Here is a 16,367-nt window from a genome sequence, read left to right on the forward strand (position 1 = left end):
AGTCTTTGTTTTATTTCTTTTTAAGATCTGTGGTTATTTTATTTTCAGCAGTTTTAGCTTTTGCCTCCTGAGCTGCTTTTTCTTTTCGTTGCTGACGTTTGGTTTTCTTCTCTGCACGTCTTTCTTCACGAATAACTTTATTTGTTTTTTTATTGTAAAGTGCATCAATAATCCCCTGTCCGGTTTTGCTGAAAATTTTAATTTTCGGTTTTTCATGAGTTCCTGTTACAACCACCGGGAAACCAATAATTCCTCCCGGAAGGATCCCTATTCTTATTCTTAAATCGAGCAAGCCGTTGAAACTCGTTGTTCCGCTGATAGTAGGCCTTAAAATAGAAACTTTAAAGGTGAATTTATCTACATGAATCAGATTATTCTTGATATGCGTTTCAATATTAACCCCTTTCATATCGGGGTTGTCAAATGCTTTTGCACCAATATTATCTCCTACTGCTGAGAGCATTTTCAGGTTTTTTACTTCAACATCACGAAGGTTAACTACTCCTCCACCTTCTAACGACGGATAAATAGGCGACATATTTTTATCAAAATCACCTTTTAATTTATAATCGATTGATACAATTCCTTTAACGTCTTTAGCCGCGGTTGCCATTTCTCGTACCATATCAATTTCTTTATAAGCTCGCTGTACATCAAAATCTAAAACATTCAATGCAACATCGTAATTGGCAGTCAGCGGAGATTCATCCTGATAACGCGCATCGATCTTCATACGGCTTCCTATAATATCAAATGATGTATTTTTAAGATAAACCTGACCTTTCGTTACAGATGCCAATCCTTTTAAATTATTTAAACCAAGCCCTTTAAATTCTACTTTTCTGGCATTTGCTTCCAAAGAAACATCCAGGTTTTTCGGAACAATTACAACACCACTACTCTTAGGGTTTTCCACTTTTGCATATTCCACTTCGGCAGATTTATCAGTATTGTCACCATTTTTCAGCGCCATAAATTCGTCAATAAGAATATACCTTGAATTCAGCACAAATTTTCCGTGAAGGGTACCTTTTCTTTCGATAAAATAATTGATGGTATTTAAAAGATATCCGTTAAGAGCAAAATCTGATTTTCCATAAGTGGCAAAAAATTTCCGGAACCACATTTTTTCGTTTTCAAACTCAAAATTTCCTTCTTTTATGTAAAATGACTTCGGAAGATATTCTGTTGTGGCTTTTATATTTTTTAGAATTAAATTCCCTCTGTTATCCAGTTTGCTGTATTGCCCGGTTGTAGCATAGCTTTGGCGACCGTTCAGTGAAAGATCAGCCATAATCAGTCCGCTGATGTCTAGACCTTTTTTCGCAAAAACTTTATAAATTCTACCAACATTGAGAACACCTTTTGCCCGGACTTTATATAATAGATCTTCAAAGTTCTGCAGATCTGCATTGATAAATACAGGATTTCCTTCAAAATCAAATTTAAACGGATCGAGTTTTACCGCAAGACTTTTGAAAGTGCCATCTGTGTTAGTAATATGAGCTGCAATATTGATATTTTGAATGGCATTTGGATAATATTTAGTTTTTAACCAGCCATTTTTTAAATTCAGTTGACCATTGGTTTTTGGGAAAAGTTTTTTATCCATACTGAAGATCCCGTTTGCCTTAATATCAGTATTCATCAACCCTCTGATGTCGATATCTTTCAGTCCTAAAGCCTGATCTAAAGTCTGAAGATTGACAGCACCCTTAATATTTGCTTTTACCTGCATTTCTTTGAGTCCTTTGGTTTGTACAACTGCACGGAAATTATTATTAGGACCCAAATCAAAATTTAACTTTTTTAAATCAATACCTAAAAGGTCGGTATTTAAAGATGGCAGGTCTACATTCAAATCCATATTCAGATTGTTCATCGGAACAGGAGCATTTCCGCTAGAAACAAATCCGTTTTCTATAAAAAGTCTCGCTTTGAGTCTCGGTTTTAAATTTTTAGCTTCGCTGAATCTTCCTTTCAGACTGAAAAACAAATCGCTGTTTCCTTCAATTTTGGTATCATTGGCCCAATCTAGATACTGTGGTGGCAAAACCGAAATCATATCTTTGATAGTCGTTTTTTCTGATGCTGCATTGATGTCTAAATTATATCCGTCTTTTAAAATACTTAAAAATCCCGTGAATTTTAACGGAAGCTTATTGATTCTCAATTCATTTTTCCGTAAAACAAAAGTCAATGCATTGGTGTTGATTCTGGTGATAAGATCTGCATGAAGTGTTTTTTGCTGCGCATACCAGATTCTGTCTAGACTGAAATCTAATTTATCAATATCTAGATCGGTTTCAAGATCAAAAACATCCTGGCTTAATCCGCCCTTACCTGTATAATTAAGACCTTTTGCATTCACAAGAATTCTTGCGGCGTGGTCATTATATTTGATATTAAAATTTCTGAATTTGATCAGATCCAGCTTGATGGATGCTCCTGCTTCTGTGGTATCTTTTGATTTTTTTGAGGGTTTTGATACGTAAACATTATAGTTTGCTTCGCCTTTTGTATTGACGAAAACATTCGCATAAGCATCTGTAACGTAAATTTCATCAATTTTTACTTCGCCGTCGAAGATCAGATTTTTAAGATTGATCCCCGCAGCAACTTCTTTTGCGGCAAGTAAGGTATCATTTTGAAAAGGCTTCGAACCTTTTAACAGGACTTCATCTATAGATACGGTAAGTGAAGGAAAATGCCGGAAAAACGTGAGATGTGTTTTCTTATAATCGAGCTCCCCCGCAAGATGCTTATTGGCAAATATCTTTACCTGCTGAGAAATTGTTCCTGGAAATAGAATAGGAATAATGAACATAAGAAAAAGAATGGATACGAGTGTGATTCCAATCCATTTTAATATTTTCAAAATTATTTTTGTAAATCTTTTCATAGGATAATAATTTTGATCTTAACTATATGCCGAATACATATAAGAATGATTAAATATTTCGCATCTAAAATCAAGCCATTGATAAGATATATATTGTGAGAAGATTAAACTGAACCGGTTCATAATTAGAAAAATGATTATATTTAAATTTTTATATTTCACTACTCTAAAAGCACCTTCACTACAATGAAAATCAAACCGCAGTTTACAGCACTCCTCACCTATCTACCGGCAAAAGACGGAGTAAAAATAACACCGGTATCTTCAGGATACAGACCTCAAATAAAATTTCCTTTTGATCTCGAAATGTATACCGGAATGCAGAATTTTATCGGCACAGATCTGGTATTTCCGGGAGATACGGTAACTGCTGAAATTGCTTTATTGAAAAGTGATTATGTCACCGGAAAAATATATGAAGGCCTCGATTTTGATTTTTTTGAAGGTGAAAATCTAATCGGGCATGGTGTAGTTACAAAGATTATTGACCCTGCTTTGACTGATTCTGAAGTATAAAGATTAAATTAATATTTAAATTTAGGATAAAGCTTTTTTATACGTTTTCAAAGCCCTTTCTCTGGCAAAAGTATGCTCCACAATGGGTTGTTCATTGTAATCTCTGGTAAGCCATTGATGAATATATTCTAAATCTTTGTCAAACTTTTTTGTCTGTGCTTCTGGGTTGAAAATTCTGAAATAAGGCGCCGCATCGCAGCCACAACCTGCTGCCCACTGCCAGTTTCCGTTGTTGGAAGATAATTCGTAATCTAAAAGTTTTTCAGCGAAATAAGCTTCTCCCCACCTCCAGTCGATCAACAGATGTTTGGTCAGAAAGCTTGCGGTGACCATCCGAACCCTGTTGTGCATAAATCCCGTTTCATTAAGTTGCCGCATTCCTGCGTCTACAATTGGATAGCCGGTTTTACCTTCACACCAGGTTTTAAATTCTTTCTCGTCGTTTCTCCATTCGATATTTTCGTATTTCAGTTTAAAACATTTGGTAACCACTTCAGGAAAGTGAAACAGGATCTGCATAAAGAATTCTCTCCAAATCAGTTCATTCAGCCAAATAGTGTTATGTTTTAGAGCAAATTCTACACATTTTCTCACTGAAATTGTTCCGAAACGAAGTGCGATCCCAATATGGGTAGTATGATCCAAAGCCGGAAAGTCTCTGAACTGATCATAAGTATTGATAATTTTGTTTTCTAAAACGGGTTTTTTAAAATCAAAATCTGTCTTCTTAAATCCAATTTCTTTCAGGCTTAAAATATTCTCCTGTTTCAGGTGAAGAAAATTTTTATAATCACCATCTAATTTTTCAATTTTAAGTGCTTTACAGTTCTCTTTCCATTTTTTTGAATAAGGTGTAAAAACTGTGTATGGGGTATTGTCCGCTTTTAAAACATCATTTTTTTCAAAAATAACCTGATCTTTATAATCTGAAAATTCAATATTTTTATTTTTTAAAAGAGCTGAGACTGCAAAATCTCTTTTTATAGCCTGCGGCTCGTAATCTCTGTTGCAGAAAACTGTCGAAACATTAAAATCTTTGATCAATTGTTCAAAAATTTCAATTGGTTTCCCATAAAAGGTTTTCAATGCACTATTATAGTTTTTAAGTTCAGCGTTAATATCTGCTAATGCCTGATGAATATAGTCAACTCTTTTGTCAGATGTACTGCTAAGCTGATCGAGAATTTCCTTATCAAAAATAAATACCGGCAAAACTTGTAAGCCAGATTTTAAAGCGTGAAACAATGCAGTATTATCGTCAAGCCTAAGATCTCTACGAAACCAAAATATATTTATCATACTCATCAGCTATTGAAAATTTTAACAAACTTAAAAATTTATTTGATAGCAGCGTACAAATATTCAATCATTGGAGCTGTTATGTTATGTTATGTTATGTTATGTTATATGAGAATGAATTTTACAAGGCATACTTATTGTTAAATGTAAAGAACACCAAAATATTTATTATGAATAATGAAAAAATTGCCGTTGTTTTAAATGACCTTCTGCACATTACCAATGACAGAATAGCCGGATTTGAACGAGTGGAAGGTAAAGTATGGGAAAGTTACTCTGACATGAAAGGAGAATATGAACATATGATTTCCGAATCTAAAATCATGAAAAACGAGTTGATTAATATGATTTCGGAGAAAGGTGGCAAACCTGATGATTCTGCATCTGCGGCCGGTGCAATTCACAGAGCCTGGATAGATCTGAAAAATTCTCTACCTGTAGGAAACAAGGAGCAGTCTACATTAGAGAATGTAATCTATGGTGAGAAAATAGCGGTCTCAGCCTACCAAGATGTGCTGAATAGTGGAGAACTTTGCAGTGAAAGCTCAAAAATGGTTACCGAACATTTAAGGAAAATAACAGAATCTTATACAAAATTTAAAAACATTGAAAATTATAAAAACAATTCTTAATGAGTAGTGGAACAATATTTTGAAAAATATTATAATTACATGATAATCAAAATATTGTAAAAATACTATGTTGAGAATTTAAAATAATTTTATAATAATCTTGTGAAATTAGTAATAAGACAGGGAATTATCATAATTTTGAAAATTACTCCTTAAACAAAGACTATCAGTGGGTATGTATTAAAGATATTATGATGAATATAGTAATTAAAGGTTCCGGCAGTTATACTCCAGAAAATGTGATGAGAAATTCCGATTTTACAAATCATGTTTTTCTTAATGAAGATGGTATGGCAATAAAATTTCCTGAATCAATTATTGGAAAATTTAAGGATATTACCGGAATTGAAGAGCGAAGATATGCAGATAATGAGCACGTAACCTCTGACCTTGCATTCCTTGCAGCCGAAAAAGCCATCGAAGATGCAGATATTGACCGCGAAACGATTGATTATATTATTGTTGCCCATAATTATGGGGACATCGAAAAAGGAAAGATCCAGTCTGATACAGTTCCCAGCATTGCTACCCGTGTAAAAAACAAATTACGAATAAAAAACCCAAGATGTGTAGCTTACGATCTTTTATTTGGCTGTCCTGGCTGGAATGAAGCGATGATACATGCAAGCTCATTTGTAAAAGCAGGAATTGCCAAACGTTGTCTCATTATCGGTGCTGAAACGTTATCGAGAGTTACCGATCCTTACGACCGTGATTCTATGATCTATGCCGACGGAGCCGGTGCAGTAATTATAGAAGCAACGGATGAGAATAAAGGGATGCTTTCGCACGAAAGTGCTACTTATTCTTATGATGAAGCTAATTTTTTATTCTTCGGGACTTCTTATAAGCAGGATGACGAATCTGAAATCCGTTATATCAAGATGAAAGGGAGAAAGATCTATGAGTTTGCGCTTACAAAAGTTCCCTTAGCCATGCAATCTTGCCTGGAAAAAGCGGGAATCGACATCAAAGATTTAAAGAAAATATTAATTCATCAGGCTAATGAAAAAATGGATGAAGCAATCATTGAGCGCTTCTACAGTTTGTATGACATGACTGCACCTGCAGATATTATGCCTATGTCTATCCATAAATTCGGGAACAGCAGTGTCGCAACAATCCCAACCTTATATGATCTTATCATGAAAGGTGAGATGGATGAGCATTCTTTCTCAAAAGGCGATATCATTCTTTTCGCATCGGTAGGTGCAGGAATGAATATCAATGCGTTCACATACAGAGTATAATCTCAAAATTAAAACTTATCATTAAATACAATATTCATTACCTTTTGGTAGTGAATATTTTTTTTCGTCTTAAATAATCTAATTGTACCTCTAATATATAGTGCCCATAATCATAAGAATACAAATACCAAATTTAAAATTTCCAATAACGTTTTATACCATTGTGTAAAATAAAAATGATTTTTTGAAACCTGAAGCAACATAATCGATTTATTGCTATATTTATATCACTTTGTAGTTAAAATTTGTTTGAAAAATAAAATTATTATTCTAAAATAAAAGAAATCCCGGAAACCATTTTACATAGACCAATCCAAAAAATTTTGACATGAAAAAAATACAATTATTGACAGCCCTTATTTTCCTGTTTACAGTTTCAAATTTCTACAGTCAGAAAATCACTGACGGAGCAACCGTAGATCTCAACGGTCTAGCGGTGACATTTAATATTTTAAATAAAGAATCGATTAATGTAGGCGGTAAGAGTTTTGATCGTTACAAAGTATCAGCAAGTGCAACTAATAACAGTGGCAAAAGCATTAATATCAGATTGTCAAATGCACCACAAATTGTTACCAATATTGGAATTGTAGAAATCAACTGTATTAATGCAACTGGAGCAAAACTTACTTCAAAAAAAATAGATCTGAAACCTAAAGCACACAACCTCAATGTAACGTACTGGGCCTACAACAAAGAAGGAAAATATGAAAGTTCTGTAATTCCTGTGATCGCAGGATATTATCTCGATCCCGGAGATACAGTCAGTGATAATGCAATTTTCGTTGTACCACAAGGCGAAACGCCAGATGTTTCTGTCAGAAAGCTTCAGTAAATTTTAAAATCTTTAGTTATTATACATAATTATGTATTTACTGATATACTATCTTTTGATCTGAATTAAACTAAAATTTCATTGTCAATCATAGCCAAATGCAAAAATGATCAAGCTCACTGATACAATGGCAAAAACCAGATACAGAAGGTAGCTGAGAACACTTTTTAAGAGTACTTTTTTAGATGGCATTTGATTAAAGAACTGTTTATTTGTCCAGAAAATCAAAATAAAATCAATAATGAGGAGAAGATTTGAGATGGTGTTAAAACCCGATTTATCTTTCAGAAAATAAAGAATAGGCAGGAAAAGAATGTGAACCAAAAGTCTTTGCGAAGTTTTGAATGCTTCAAAAATAATAAATTCATAAAAATTATATCCCGTTTTTTTAAACACCATGAAAGTAGTCAGTGCATAGATAGGAATGGTTGAAACAACAAACCAGTAATAATGCTCAAAAACCTTTTCGAGCAGTAAGCCTGAAGAATCGTCGAGGGCTGTGCGATGATTTAAATCTAAAAGATGATAAATTAATGCATAAATAGTTGCCATGATGATGACCATCGAAATCGGTCTGAAATGATTGATTCGCTTTCCTTCAATATAATCTTCGATAATGTAACCTGGTTTCTCAAAAAGTTTTTTAAGAGAATAGCTGATTCCTTTATCATAATGCAAAAGACCATGCTGAATATCCTCCCAAAGAAATTCATAATTGATTCTCTTCGTTTTGGCAGATTGTCCGCACTGATTGCAATACTTCCCCTCAAAAAGATTACCACAGTTTTTACATTTGATCATAATTTACTTTATTTATTGAGTATCCTCCTAATAACTAAAATAGTGTTTTTTTAGTTATTATCAATAAAATTACAATTAATTTAAATTAAATATATCTTGATAGAACCCCCTAGAATCGGCATTTTTTGATTTTTTACGTACAAATTTATAAATCCGTACAACACTATCTTGTAAGTTTGATAATGTCCACATATCTTTGGTTTAGAAATAAGAAAGCATATTAGTTTTAATAATCAGAATATATTAAACAAATAATAGACTTATCAATACACCACCAAATCATTTATATTAGAAAGGCAAAACAATTACTGTTTTGTCTTTTCTTTTGTTATAAAAAGATCTCGAAGATCAAACTTCGCATCTATAATTTCTTTGAAATATAATATATTTTAACAGCTTATTTGGTCTTATTGTTGAAGAGTTTATATCACCAAATAACATTCTGATTATGAAAAAGCATATTATAATCGTTGGCGGGGGATTTGCCGGTGTACATATTATTAAATCTTTAAAAAACGATTCTAGATTTCGAATAACGCTGGTTGATAAAAACAACTATCATTTTTTTCCGCCTTTGATCTATCAGGTCGCTACATCGTTTATTCAGGCATCAAACATCAGTTATCCTTTCAGAAAAATGATTGCCAACTCAAAAAATGTGCATTTTCATATGGGAAGCCTGCTAAAAGTGGATCATGAAAATAAGATCTTAGAAACTGATACAGGAAAGCTAAATTATGACCATCTTGTTTTAGCGCTAGGTACTGAATCAAACTTTTTCGGCATGGAAAACGTAAAAAGATGCGGTCTTCCCATGAAAACAATAGAAGAAGCTCTTTATCTGAGAAATCATATGCTTCTTAATCTGGAGGAAGCTGCACGTAATAAGGATATTAAAACAGCACAACGTTTACAGAATGTAGTCATCGCAGGTGGAGGACCCACAGGAGTTGAGCTCGCAGGAATGCTCGCCGAAATGGGTAAATATATTGCTGAAAAAGAATATCCTGAAATAAAACTAAGCCTCTCAAATATCTACCTGATTGATGCGCTACCAACTCTGCTCTCACCCATGAGCAGAATGGCTCAGGAAACAGCCTATAATAAACTAAAGAAATTAGGTGTAAAAATTCATCTCAACATTTCTGTAAAAGATTATGTTGACAATAAAGTTATTTTATCTGACGGAAGTTCTATTGAAACCGAAACTCTGATCTGGACTTCGGGCGTCATCGGTCGGGAAGTTCCCGGCCTGCCGGAAGAAAGTATTGGCAAAGGCAGAAGAATTTTGGTGAATGCTTATAATCAAGTAATTGGCGTTAATAATATTTATGCAATTGGTGATATCTGCCTTCAGCATACTGACGAAAATTTCCCTAAAGGCCATCCGCAGCTTGCTCAGGTAGCGATACAGCAAGGCAAAAATTTAGCTAATAATTTCAAAAGAATGGAAGCTTCCGAAAAATTAAATTCTTTTAAATATAATGATAAGGGAAGCATGGCGATCATATCTAAATTCAATGCTGTGGTTGATCTGCCAAAATTTTCATTCAACGGATTCTTAGCGTGGCTTACATGGCTTTTTATTCATGTTCTGCCTTTGGTGAGCTTCAGAAGTAAGCTTCGTCTTGCATTAGACTGGTTCAGATTATTTATTACCAATAATCCTTCTATCCGTCTTGTTTTATACCCAACAAGAAATAACAACAAATAACTAAATTGGTAATGTATCGATTATGGAACAGCTCAGTTTATTTGATGCAGATGATCACTATCAGTTTCCTACTGACCTGCTGGATTACAGACAAAACTTTTTATCTGATGATGAAGCATATGATCTGATGAATACATTGCTTAAAGACACTCCCTGGGTACAGACTTCACAAAAGATGTATGATAAAATTTTAACAACACCTCGTTTAATAGCGTGGTTTTCTGATCTCTCAAAATTTTCACAAGACGATAAAAGACTGGTGGATTTCAATGAATGGACACCAGAACTCCTACAACTGAAAGAAAAAATAGAAGCGGTGTGTGGTGAAAGTTTCAATGCCGTTCTCCTTAATCTTTACCGAAACGAAAACGATTCTGTAGCATGGCATAAGGATAAACAAGATAAGTTTAAGAAGAAACCGGTCATTGCATCAGTCAGCTTGGGGCAGACAAGAGATTTTGATTTCAGAAAGGTTGGCGAATCCAAAAAAAGTTACAGCTTACCTTTGCACAACGGTTCACTTCTTATTATGAAAGCAGATTTGCATACAGCCTGGGAACATAGGATTGCAAAAACCAGGATTGCCATGCAGCCAAGGATCAATCTTACATTCCGAACAATTTCAATAAATAATTTATTAAATCATTGATGATTATAAAGAAAAAAATGTATTATTTTCAGATGTGATTATAGTCATAAGAATGTAATTATTTTATAAGTATAATAAAATATTTAAGGAACAACTTTTGAAGTAAGCTCAGGATAAATTTCATTATAACCATGTCAAACATTAATTCTAAAGTTATTGCACTTATCGGCGGAGGTCCGGCTGCTTTATTCTTATTAAAACATATCATTACAAAAAAAATAAAACCCGACACTATCTTGATTTTTGAAAAAAATGAAAGACTCGGAACAGGAATGCCCTATGGCCAACACGGGTCGGGAAAAGAGCATGTTGCCAATGTATCTGCCAACGAGTTACCGGAACTTCTGACTGATATTGAAGAATACATCAAGAGAAATGAAGTTACAGATTTCCCTGATTATAGTAAAGATGGCAAAATTAACAGGGATCAGGTCATTCCGAGATTACTTCTGGGAGATTATCTTGAAAACCAATTTGAAGCCTATATTAAAGCTGCTAAAAGCATGGGAATCAAAATTACTGCTTTTACAGATACAAAAGTGATAGACATTATAGGTAATGCTGAATCCGGACAATATTCAATAATTACGGAAGACGCTAATTATAAGGCGGATACTGTCATTCTATGCACAGGGCATTATTGGTCAAAGTCTTACGAAGACCGTCACAAAGGCTGGTACGATTCTCCTTATCCTCCCTCAAAATTTAATGCAGCAACCAACCATCCGGTTGCAGTAAAAGGTGCATCGTTAACTGCTGTAGATATCATAAAAACCTTATCCCGAATAAACGGTACTTTTAATACCGATGAAAATGGTCATGTAAATTATACACTGCATTCACAGTCAGAAAATTTTAGTATTGATCTTTATTCGCTGAGTGGTTTTTTACCGGCTTTAAGATTTCATTCTGAAGACGAAGCATATTCTTCAGATTGGAAGATGACCCTTAAAGAAATTTATGACTACAAAAAAAATCATGGCGGCTTTGTAGATCTGGATTATGTATTCAACAAAAATTTTAAACTGATCCTTCAGAAAAAAGATCCTGAATTTTACGATACAATTAAAGATATGAATATCGAAGAGTTTGTAGATAAAATGATGAAGCTCAGAAAAGAATTAGACAGTTTTGAATTGTTTAAGGCAGAATATGCAGAAGCGGAAAAATCAATCAAAAGACACCAGTCAATCTCCTGGAAAGAAGCACTGACCTCTTTCAGCTATGCAATGAATTATCCTGCGAAACATTTTTCTGCTGAAGATATGCTTAGGCTGAATAAAGTTCTGATGCCTCTCATTTCGATTATTATTGCCGCGCTACCACAGTCATCCTATCGGGAAATAATCGCATTATACGATGCCGGAGTGATAAATCTAAACAATGTAGACGCTGCAAGTACAGTAACACCTTACGATGTTGAAGGTGCATTATATCAATATAAAGATAAAGATGGAAATCCTGTTGAACGCTATTATAAAATGTACGTTGACGCCACTGGTCAACGGCCTCTTAATTTTAATGATCTGCCATTTGATGGATTAAAACAAAACGGTGATTTAAGCACCGGATATCTTAATTTTAAAAATAACGAAGAAGCAATAAAATTATTAAAAGAAGGTAATGCAATGGTAAAAGCCGGTTGGAATGAGAATTATTACATGCAGGTAAAAGGTTTAAGCATCAATGATTATTTTCAGGCGTTGGACGCTTACGGAAAGGTAAAAGAAAATCTTTATATTATGGCAGTAGCATTTATTGGAGGCTTGAATCCTGATTATTCAGGATTAGATTTTTGTGATACTGCCGGTGAAACTATCGTTCAGTCTTTTTTAAATTGATAATTTCATACTTAATTATAATCTCATCATTTGTGCTTGCCTTCTCGTTTGCAAAGTCTTTTAATCATTAAACTAACGGATAAACAGTTTGCATAATTACAGGTTGTTTATCAAATCTTAACGAGCTTTGAAAACTATTGATGATTTCCAGACTCTCAAGATGAGGAAGTCTTTCGAGAGAAATTTCATCATCAATATCCCAAAGTCCGCTGTGATGCCAATAATCTAAATGATCCCAATCCGGACGGTCTATAACGGGGTAAAAGCAGCAGCCTAAAAGCGGAATTCCTGTTTTTAAAATAGAAATGCATTCATTTGCGATCGATTGAATCCATTTTCCTCGGTCTTCACCAGGATGGCTTGTTTCAGAAATGACAATGGGTCTTCCATATCTGGTGAAGACCGTCTCAATAAGCGAATGCAACGTGCGGGATAAAGGATGCGGCGGATCATCGGCCCATGGTAAAAATTCGTGGGTTTCGTTGATCCATTGATTGTTAAAGTAATAATTAACTCCGATGATGTCTAAATATTCCGGTGTACCTCTGAGCTCCGGACAGATAACTCCTGAGAGCATATCATGAACCTGAAACTGTTCAAAATGTTTTTTCTCGGCAGTCAGCAAAGATAAACTGTCACTTTCGTTATTAGTGACAATACTGACCAAGGGCTCTGTAACCATTATCCTTACTGTAGGATCAACTTCTTTCATGAGTTCTATACCTTCAATGTATGCTTTCATCAAAGCATATTTCACTTCCCAACCCTGCCCGATGCAATACGGTGATGTGCCCCTGACGTCGCCACCAAGCCATGAAATAAAACTTACTTCATTGATTGGGGTTACAATTAAAATCCCATTCGGAACCAATTTTCTGTACATCAAAACAAATTCTCGACAGAGATGAGCAAATCTCCTGGCAAACATCGGATGAAGCGGTGTGAGATCATCCGGAAAACCAAAATGACAAATGTCCCAGATTACCTGGATATTTTTCGTTCTGGATATTTTGATCATCTGTTGCACTTCCGACCAGTCATACTGATAAGCTTTGGCTTCAATCCTGCTCCATCGAATTCCTTCGCGTACGGTTTTGATTCCGATTAAATTTAATCTATCATAGTCCTCTGCAAGATAACGGTCATGGCCAGATGCATGCAACAGATCTACACGGTTTCCGAATGCATTCTGATGATCAGCACATTCAAAACCACCCATTAGAAAACTCTTGAAAGGATTCTGATTAGACTGTAGAAAATCATTACTGAACATGTACTTCCTGATTTTTAATTTTTCGGTACAGTGCGAGCGACTGTGCCACTACCTGATCCATATTATAGTATTTATAAGTGGCGAGTCGACCTGTGAAAAAAACATCCGGATGCTCTTCTGCCAGTTTTTTATACTGATTGTAAATTTCCTGGTTTTGTTTTCTCGGGATTGGGTAATAAGGATCTCCTTCAGCAGTCGGGTATTCATAAACGATCGTGCTTTTCGGGTTTTTTTGTCCTGTTAAATATTTAAATTCAGTAATCCTGGTGTACAGATTTGAGGTCGGATAATTCACTGTTCCAGTGTTTTGATAAACTTCCTGATTTAATGTTTCAAATTTAAAATTAATAGATCGGTACGGCAGCTTACCATAGCAGTAATCAAAATAAGAGTCAATCGGACCTGTGTAAATCAATCTTCTGAACGGTATTACATCAATAATATCCTTATAATCTGTCTGCAGCATGATACTGATATTTTTATGAGACAGCATTTTTTTAAACATTTCGGTGTATCCATGTTTGGGCATTGCCTGATAAGTATCTGTAAAATAACGGTCATCCTTATTCGTTCGTGTCGGAACACGTGCAGTCACTGAAGCATCAAGCTCAGAAGGATCAAGATCCCACTGTTTTTTAGTATACCCTTTAAAAAATTTCTCATACAACTCTTTTCCCACTACGTTTAATACGACATCTTCTGAAGTACGAATCGGACTTCTTTTTTCCGCTTTTGACGCCAGGAAATCTGTAACCTCATCAGATGTAAGATTTTTACCGTACAGTTCATTAATTGTGGTAAGGTTAATGGGAATAGGAACCAATAAACCGTCTACACTTCCTAAAACCCGATGCTCATAAGGTCTCCACTCGGTAAATTTTCCTAAATATTTAAAAACGTCTTCAGAATTGGTGTGAAATATGTGAGGTCCGTATTTATGAATGAGAATTCCTTCATCATTATAATAATCATAAGCATTTCCGGCAATATGATCACGTTTGTCCACAATTAATATTTTTTTCCCTTCTGACGCAAGACGTTCTGCTAATACTGCACCGGCAAAGCCGCAGCCCACAATTAAAAAATCATACATGATTGATTTGTTTTTTTTTGTTGTTAATTTTTACATTATTGATTAAAGCATTCATTTTATTAAAGGTATTATCCCAGGAATCATCTGCCAGAAAATGATCAACTGTTCGAAGCCAATGGTCCTTCTCGGTATCGGCAAAGATTTTTTCAGCAGCTGAAATAAATGATTCTGCATCATCAATGATTTGCACAAGACCTGCATTGCCATACGGATGAACAACATCTTTAATCGCAGTTGATATCACAGGTTTTCCTGCGGCAAGGTATTCCGGGGTTTTTGTAGGGCTTATAAATTCAGTAGATTCATTGAGCGCAAATAAAATAAGCGCAATATCCCAATGAGCAATATAATTAGGCAATTCTGAATAGCTTTTTGGACCTAAATAGTGAATATTTGGTGCCTTCGGTAATTCTTCGTGACTGATCTTTACTACTGGACCGATGATTATAAATTGCCAGTCTGGCTGCCGCGCAGAAACAGTACGGAGAAGCTCAATATCAAATCTCTCATCAACAACACCAAAGAAACCTAATCTAGGAAAGCCTATGGATGACTGGTCAAATGGGTCTGAATGTACACTTCTTGCTTTTCCGAAATGTAATTTATCAATGCTGCTTGGCATTGCATGGATATTGTGGTGACGGCTTTTCTTGGCTTGATACAAAGAGTTTCCGCCTGTGAAAACAACATCAGCTTTTCGGAAAAGTTCTTGCTCCAGCTGGAGAATTTGAGGTGGGGCAAATTTGAATGCAGACAACTCATCCATAGAATCATAAATTAAAATTTCAGGATTAAGGTGATCGGTAAACTGAAGAGCCATCGGAGTATAATACCAGCTGATATAATCTTCAATGTCATATTCCACCATCAGCTGTCTGATAAGATTACGGATTCTTTCATTGGTCGTATCATCATGATTGGTTACCAGAAGTTCGATGATATATACTCCGTCCTGAATATTGACAATATACATGTCGGAATCTCCGATCTTTGGCTCTTCAAAATAAAAGACTTGGTACATTTTTGAAAACCTTGTTAAAAGGTGTTGTGGCCTTTGGTAGACAAAGTTCCACGATAAATGGCTGAAACATAGTAAGTTCTGCATAATATTGTATTGTAATTTGGTTTTGATATTGACAATTTAATGATTCAAATCAGCTTTCTTTATGACTATAAACATACAGATCTATATACAACTGAGTATCAGGTACAAGGCATTTGTAAAATTTATAATGATCGTCGGTATTTATTATTTTATTAAAATAATCGATCATAACAGGATGTATTTATATACAACGCACTTTGTATATCTAATTTAGAATGTTAAACATTAACCAATCTCTAAATTATCATAGAAAAATCCAGGCATACCTGAATATTTTATAAAACTGAAAAGATATCAGCAAGTGAGGATATTTTATATTCAAAAAAATTCTGCTTATCCAAGTATTTATGTGTATTGAATAAATTGTGCCAAAAATCGATTATTAATCAATTTTTACTAATTTTTTTAAATTTAGCCAAAACAGTCCATTTGCTTTAAAAAGAACCATAAATATAAT

13 protein-coding genes are annotated in these 16,367 nt (G+C 34.6%); 7 read left to right on the top strand and 6 right to left on the bottom strand.

The annotated features are described in order from the left end of the window. Positions 1–10: 10 nt before the first annotated feature. Entirely contained in the window at positions 11–2,902 is a 2,892-nt protein-coding gene (locus tag K0U91_RS00580; protein WP_220179989.1) for an AsmA-like C-terminal region-containing protein, read from the bottom strand. Between the two features lie 186 nt (positions 2,903–3,088). Here K0U91_RS00580 and K0U91_RS00585 point away from each other — a divergent pair, with 186 nt between their 5' ends. Then, the gene (locus K0U91_RS00585; protein WP_220179990.1) at positions 3,089–3,418 is read left to right on the top strand and encodes an elongation factor Tu; all 330 of its coding nucleotides are present in this window, start codon (positions 3,089–3,091) and stop codon (positions 3,416–3,418) included. Positions 3,419–3,439: 21 nt separating this feature from the next. Here the strand turns inward: K0U91_RS00585 and K0U91_RS00590 are convergent, their stop codons facing one another. Further along, positions 3,440–4,723, bottom strand: coding sequence for a cryptochrome/photolyase family protein (locus tag K0U91_RS00590; protein WP_220179991.1), 1,284 nt, complete (start codon positions 4,721–4,723; stop codon positions 3,440–3,442). A 164-nt stretch (positions 4,724–4,887) separates the two neighbouring features. Here K0U91_RS00590 and K0U91_RS00595 point away from each other — a divergent pair, with 164 nt between their 5' ends. From K0U91_RS00595 to K0U91_RS00605, 3 genes are all read left to right on the top strand, one after another. Then, positions 4,888–5,349, top strand: a complete 462-nt coding sequence (locus tag K0U91_RS00595; protein WP_220179992.1) for a PA2169 family four-helix-bundle protein — start codon at positions 4,888–4,890, stop codon at positions 5,347–5,349. A gap of 194 nt (positions 5,350–5,543) precedes the next feature. Then, complete coding sequence (locus tag K0U91_RS00600) at positions 5,544–6,599, top strand: 3-oxoacyl-ACP synthase III family protein (protein ID WP_219970952.1); 1,056 nt, start codon at positions 5,544–5,546, stop codon at positions 6,597–6,599. 328 nt (positions 6,600–6,927) lie between these two features. Next, positions 6,928–7,434, top strand: a complete 507-nt coding sequence (locus K0U91_RS00605) for a hypothetical protein (RefSeq protein ID WP_220179993.1) — start codon at positions 6,928–6,930, stop codon at positions 7,432–7,434. Between the two features lie 84 nt (positions 7,435–7,518). On the opposite strand, the gene K0U91_RS00610 is transcribed toward K0U91_RS00605, so the two are convergent. Continuing rightward, positions 7,519–8,235: a DUF3667 domain-containing protein gene (locus K0U91_RS00610; protein ID WP_220179994.1), complete on the bottom strand. Its 717-nt coding sequence runs from the start codon at positions 8,233–8,235 to the stop codon at positions 7,519–7,521. A gap of 448 nt (positions 8,236–8,683) precedes the next feature. Here K0U91_RS00610 and K0U91_RS00615 point away from each other — a divergent pair, with 448 nt between their 5' ends. The 3 genes from K0U91_RS00615 (at position 8,684) to K0U91_RS00625 (ending at position 12,439) form a co-directional block, all read left to right on the top strand. Continuing rightward, entirely contained in the window at positions 8,684–9,949 is a 1,266-nt protein-coding gene (locus K0U91_RS00615) for an NAD(P)/FAD-dependent oxidoreductase (RefSeq protein WP_220179995.1), read from the top strand. Positions 9,950–9,971: 22 nt separating this feature from the next. Then, entirely contained in the window at positions 9,972–10,598 is a 627-nt protein-coding gene (locus K0U91_RS00620) for an alpha-ketoglutarate-dependent dioxygenase AlkB family protein (RefSeq protein ID WP_220179996.1), read from the top strand. Between the two features lie 131 nt (positions 10,599–10,729). After that, positions 10,730–12,439: an FAD/NAD(P)-binding protein gene (locus K0U91_RS00625; protein ID WP_220179997.1), complete on the top strand. Its 1,710-nt coding sequence runs from the start codon at positions 10,730–10,732 to the stop codon at positions 12,437–12,439. A 67-nt stretch (positions 12,440–12,506) separates the two neighbouring features. On the opposite strand, the gene K0U91_RS00630 is transcribed toward K0U91_RS00625, so the two are convergent. Genes K0U91_RS00630 through K0U91_RS00640 form a run of 3 tightly spaced genes read right to left on the bottom strand, consistent with a single transcriptional unit; the run spans position 12,507 to position 15,826 of the window. Then, on the bottom strand, positions 12,507–13,712 hold the full coding sequence (locus K0U91_RS00630; protein ID WP_220179998.1) for a hypothetical protein: 1,206 nt from the start codon (positions 13,710–13,712) through the stop codon (positions 12,507–12,509). Next, complete coding sequence (gene glf / locus K0U91_RS00635) at positions 13,702–14,805, bottom strand: UDP-galactopyranose mutase (RefSeq protein WP_220179999.1); 1,104 nt, start codon at positions 14,803–14,805, stop codon at positions 13,702–13,704. The genes K0U91_RS00630 and glf overlap by 11 nt, the downstream gene beginning before the upstream one ends. Continuing rightward, the gene (locus K0U91_RS00640; protein ID WP_219970960.1) at positions 14,798–15,826 is read right to left on the bottom strand and encodes a glycosyltransferase; all 1,029 of its coding nucleotides are present in this window, start codon (positions 15,824–15,826) and stop codon (positions 14,798–14,800) included. The genes glf and K0U91_RS00640 overlap by 8 nt, the downstream gene beginning before the upstream one ends. Positions 15,827–16,367: the final 541 nt, after the last annotated feature.

Source organism: Chryseobacterium sp. LJ668, assembly GCF_019613955.1.
Taxonomy (GTDB): Bacteria; Bacteroidota; Bacteroidia; order Flavobacteriales; family Weeksellaceae; genus Chryseobacterium.

Coding starts and splice junctions, on each gene's coding strand:
- K0U91_RS00580 (WP_220179989.1), bottom strand. CDS start 2,902: ATGAAAAGATTTACAAAAATAATTTTGAAAATATTAAAATGGATTGGA.
- K0U91_RS00585 (WP_220179990.1), top strand. CDS start 3,089: ATGAAAATCAAACCGCAGTTTACAGCACTCCTCACCTATCTACCGGCA.
- K0U91_RS00590 (WP_220179991.1), bottom strand. CDS start 4,723: ATGAGTATGATAAATATATTTTGGTTTCGTAGAGATCTTAGGCTTGAC.
- K0U91_RS00595 (WP_220179992.1), top strand. CDS start 4,888: ATGAATAATGAAAAAATTGCCGTTGTTTTAAATGACCTTCTGCACATT.
- K0U91_RS00600 (WP_219970952.1), top strand. CDS start 5,544: ATGAATATAGTAATTAAAGGTTCCGGCAGTTATACTCCAGAAAATGTG.
- K0U91_RS00605 (WP_220179993.1), top strand. CDS start 6,928: ATGAAAAAAATACAATTATTGACAGCCCTTATTTTCCTGTTTACAGTT.
- K0U91_RS00610 (WP_220179994.1), bottom strand. CDS start 8,235: ATGATCAAATGTAAAAACTGTGGTAATCTTTTTGAGGGGAAGTATTGC.
- K0U91_RS00615 (WP_220179995.1), top strand. CDS start 8,684: ATGAAAAAGCATATTATAATCGTTGGCGGGGGATTTGCCGGTGTACAT.
- K0U91_RS00620 (WP_220179996.1), top strand. CDS start 9,972: ATGGAACAGCTCAGTTTATTTGATGCAGATGATCACTATCAGTTTCCT.
- K0U91_RS00625 (WP_220179997.1), top strand. CDS start 10,730: ATGTCAAACATTAATTCTAAAGTTATTGCACTTATCGGCGGAGGTCCG.
- K0U91_RS00630 (WP_220179998.1), bottom strand. CDS start 13,712: ATGTTCAGTAATGATTTTCTACAGTCTAATCAGAATCCTTTCAAGAGT.
- glf (WP_220179999.1), bottom strand. CDS start 14,805: ATGTATGATTTTTTAATTGTGGGCTGCGGCTTTGCCGGTGCAGTATTA.
- K0U91_RS00640 (WP_219970960.1), bottom strand. CDS start 15,826: ATGTACCAAGTCTTTTATTTTGAAGAGCCAAAGATCGGAGATTCCGAC.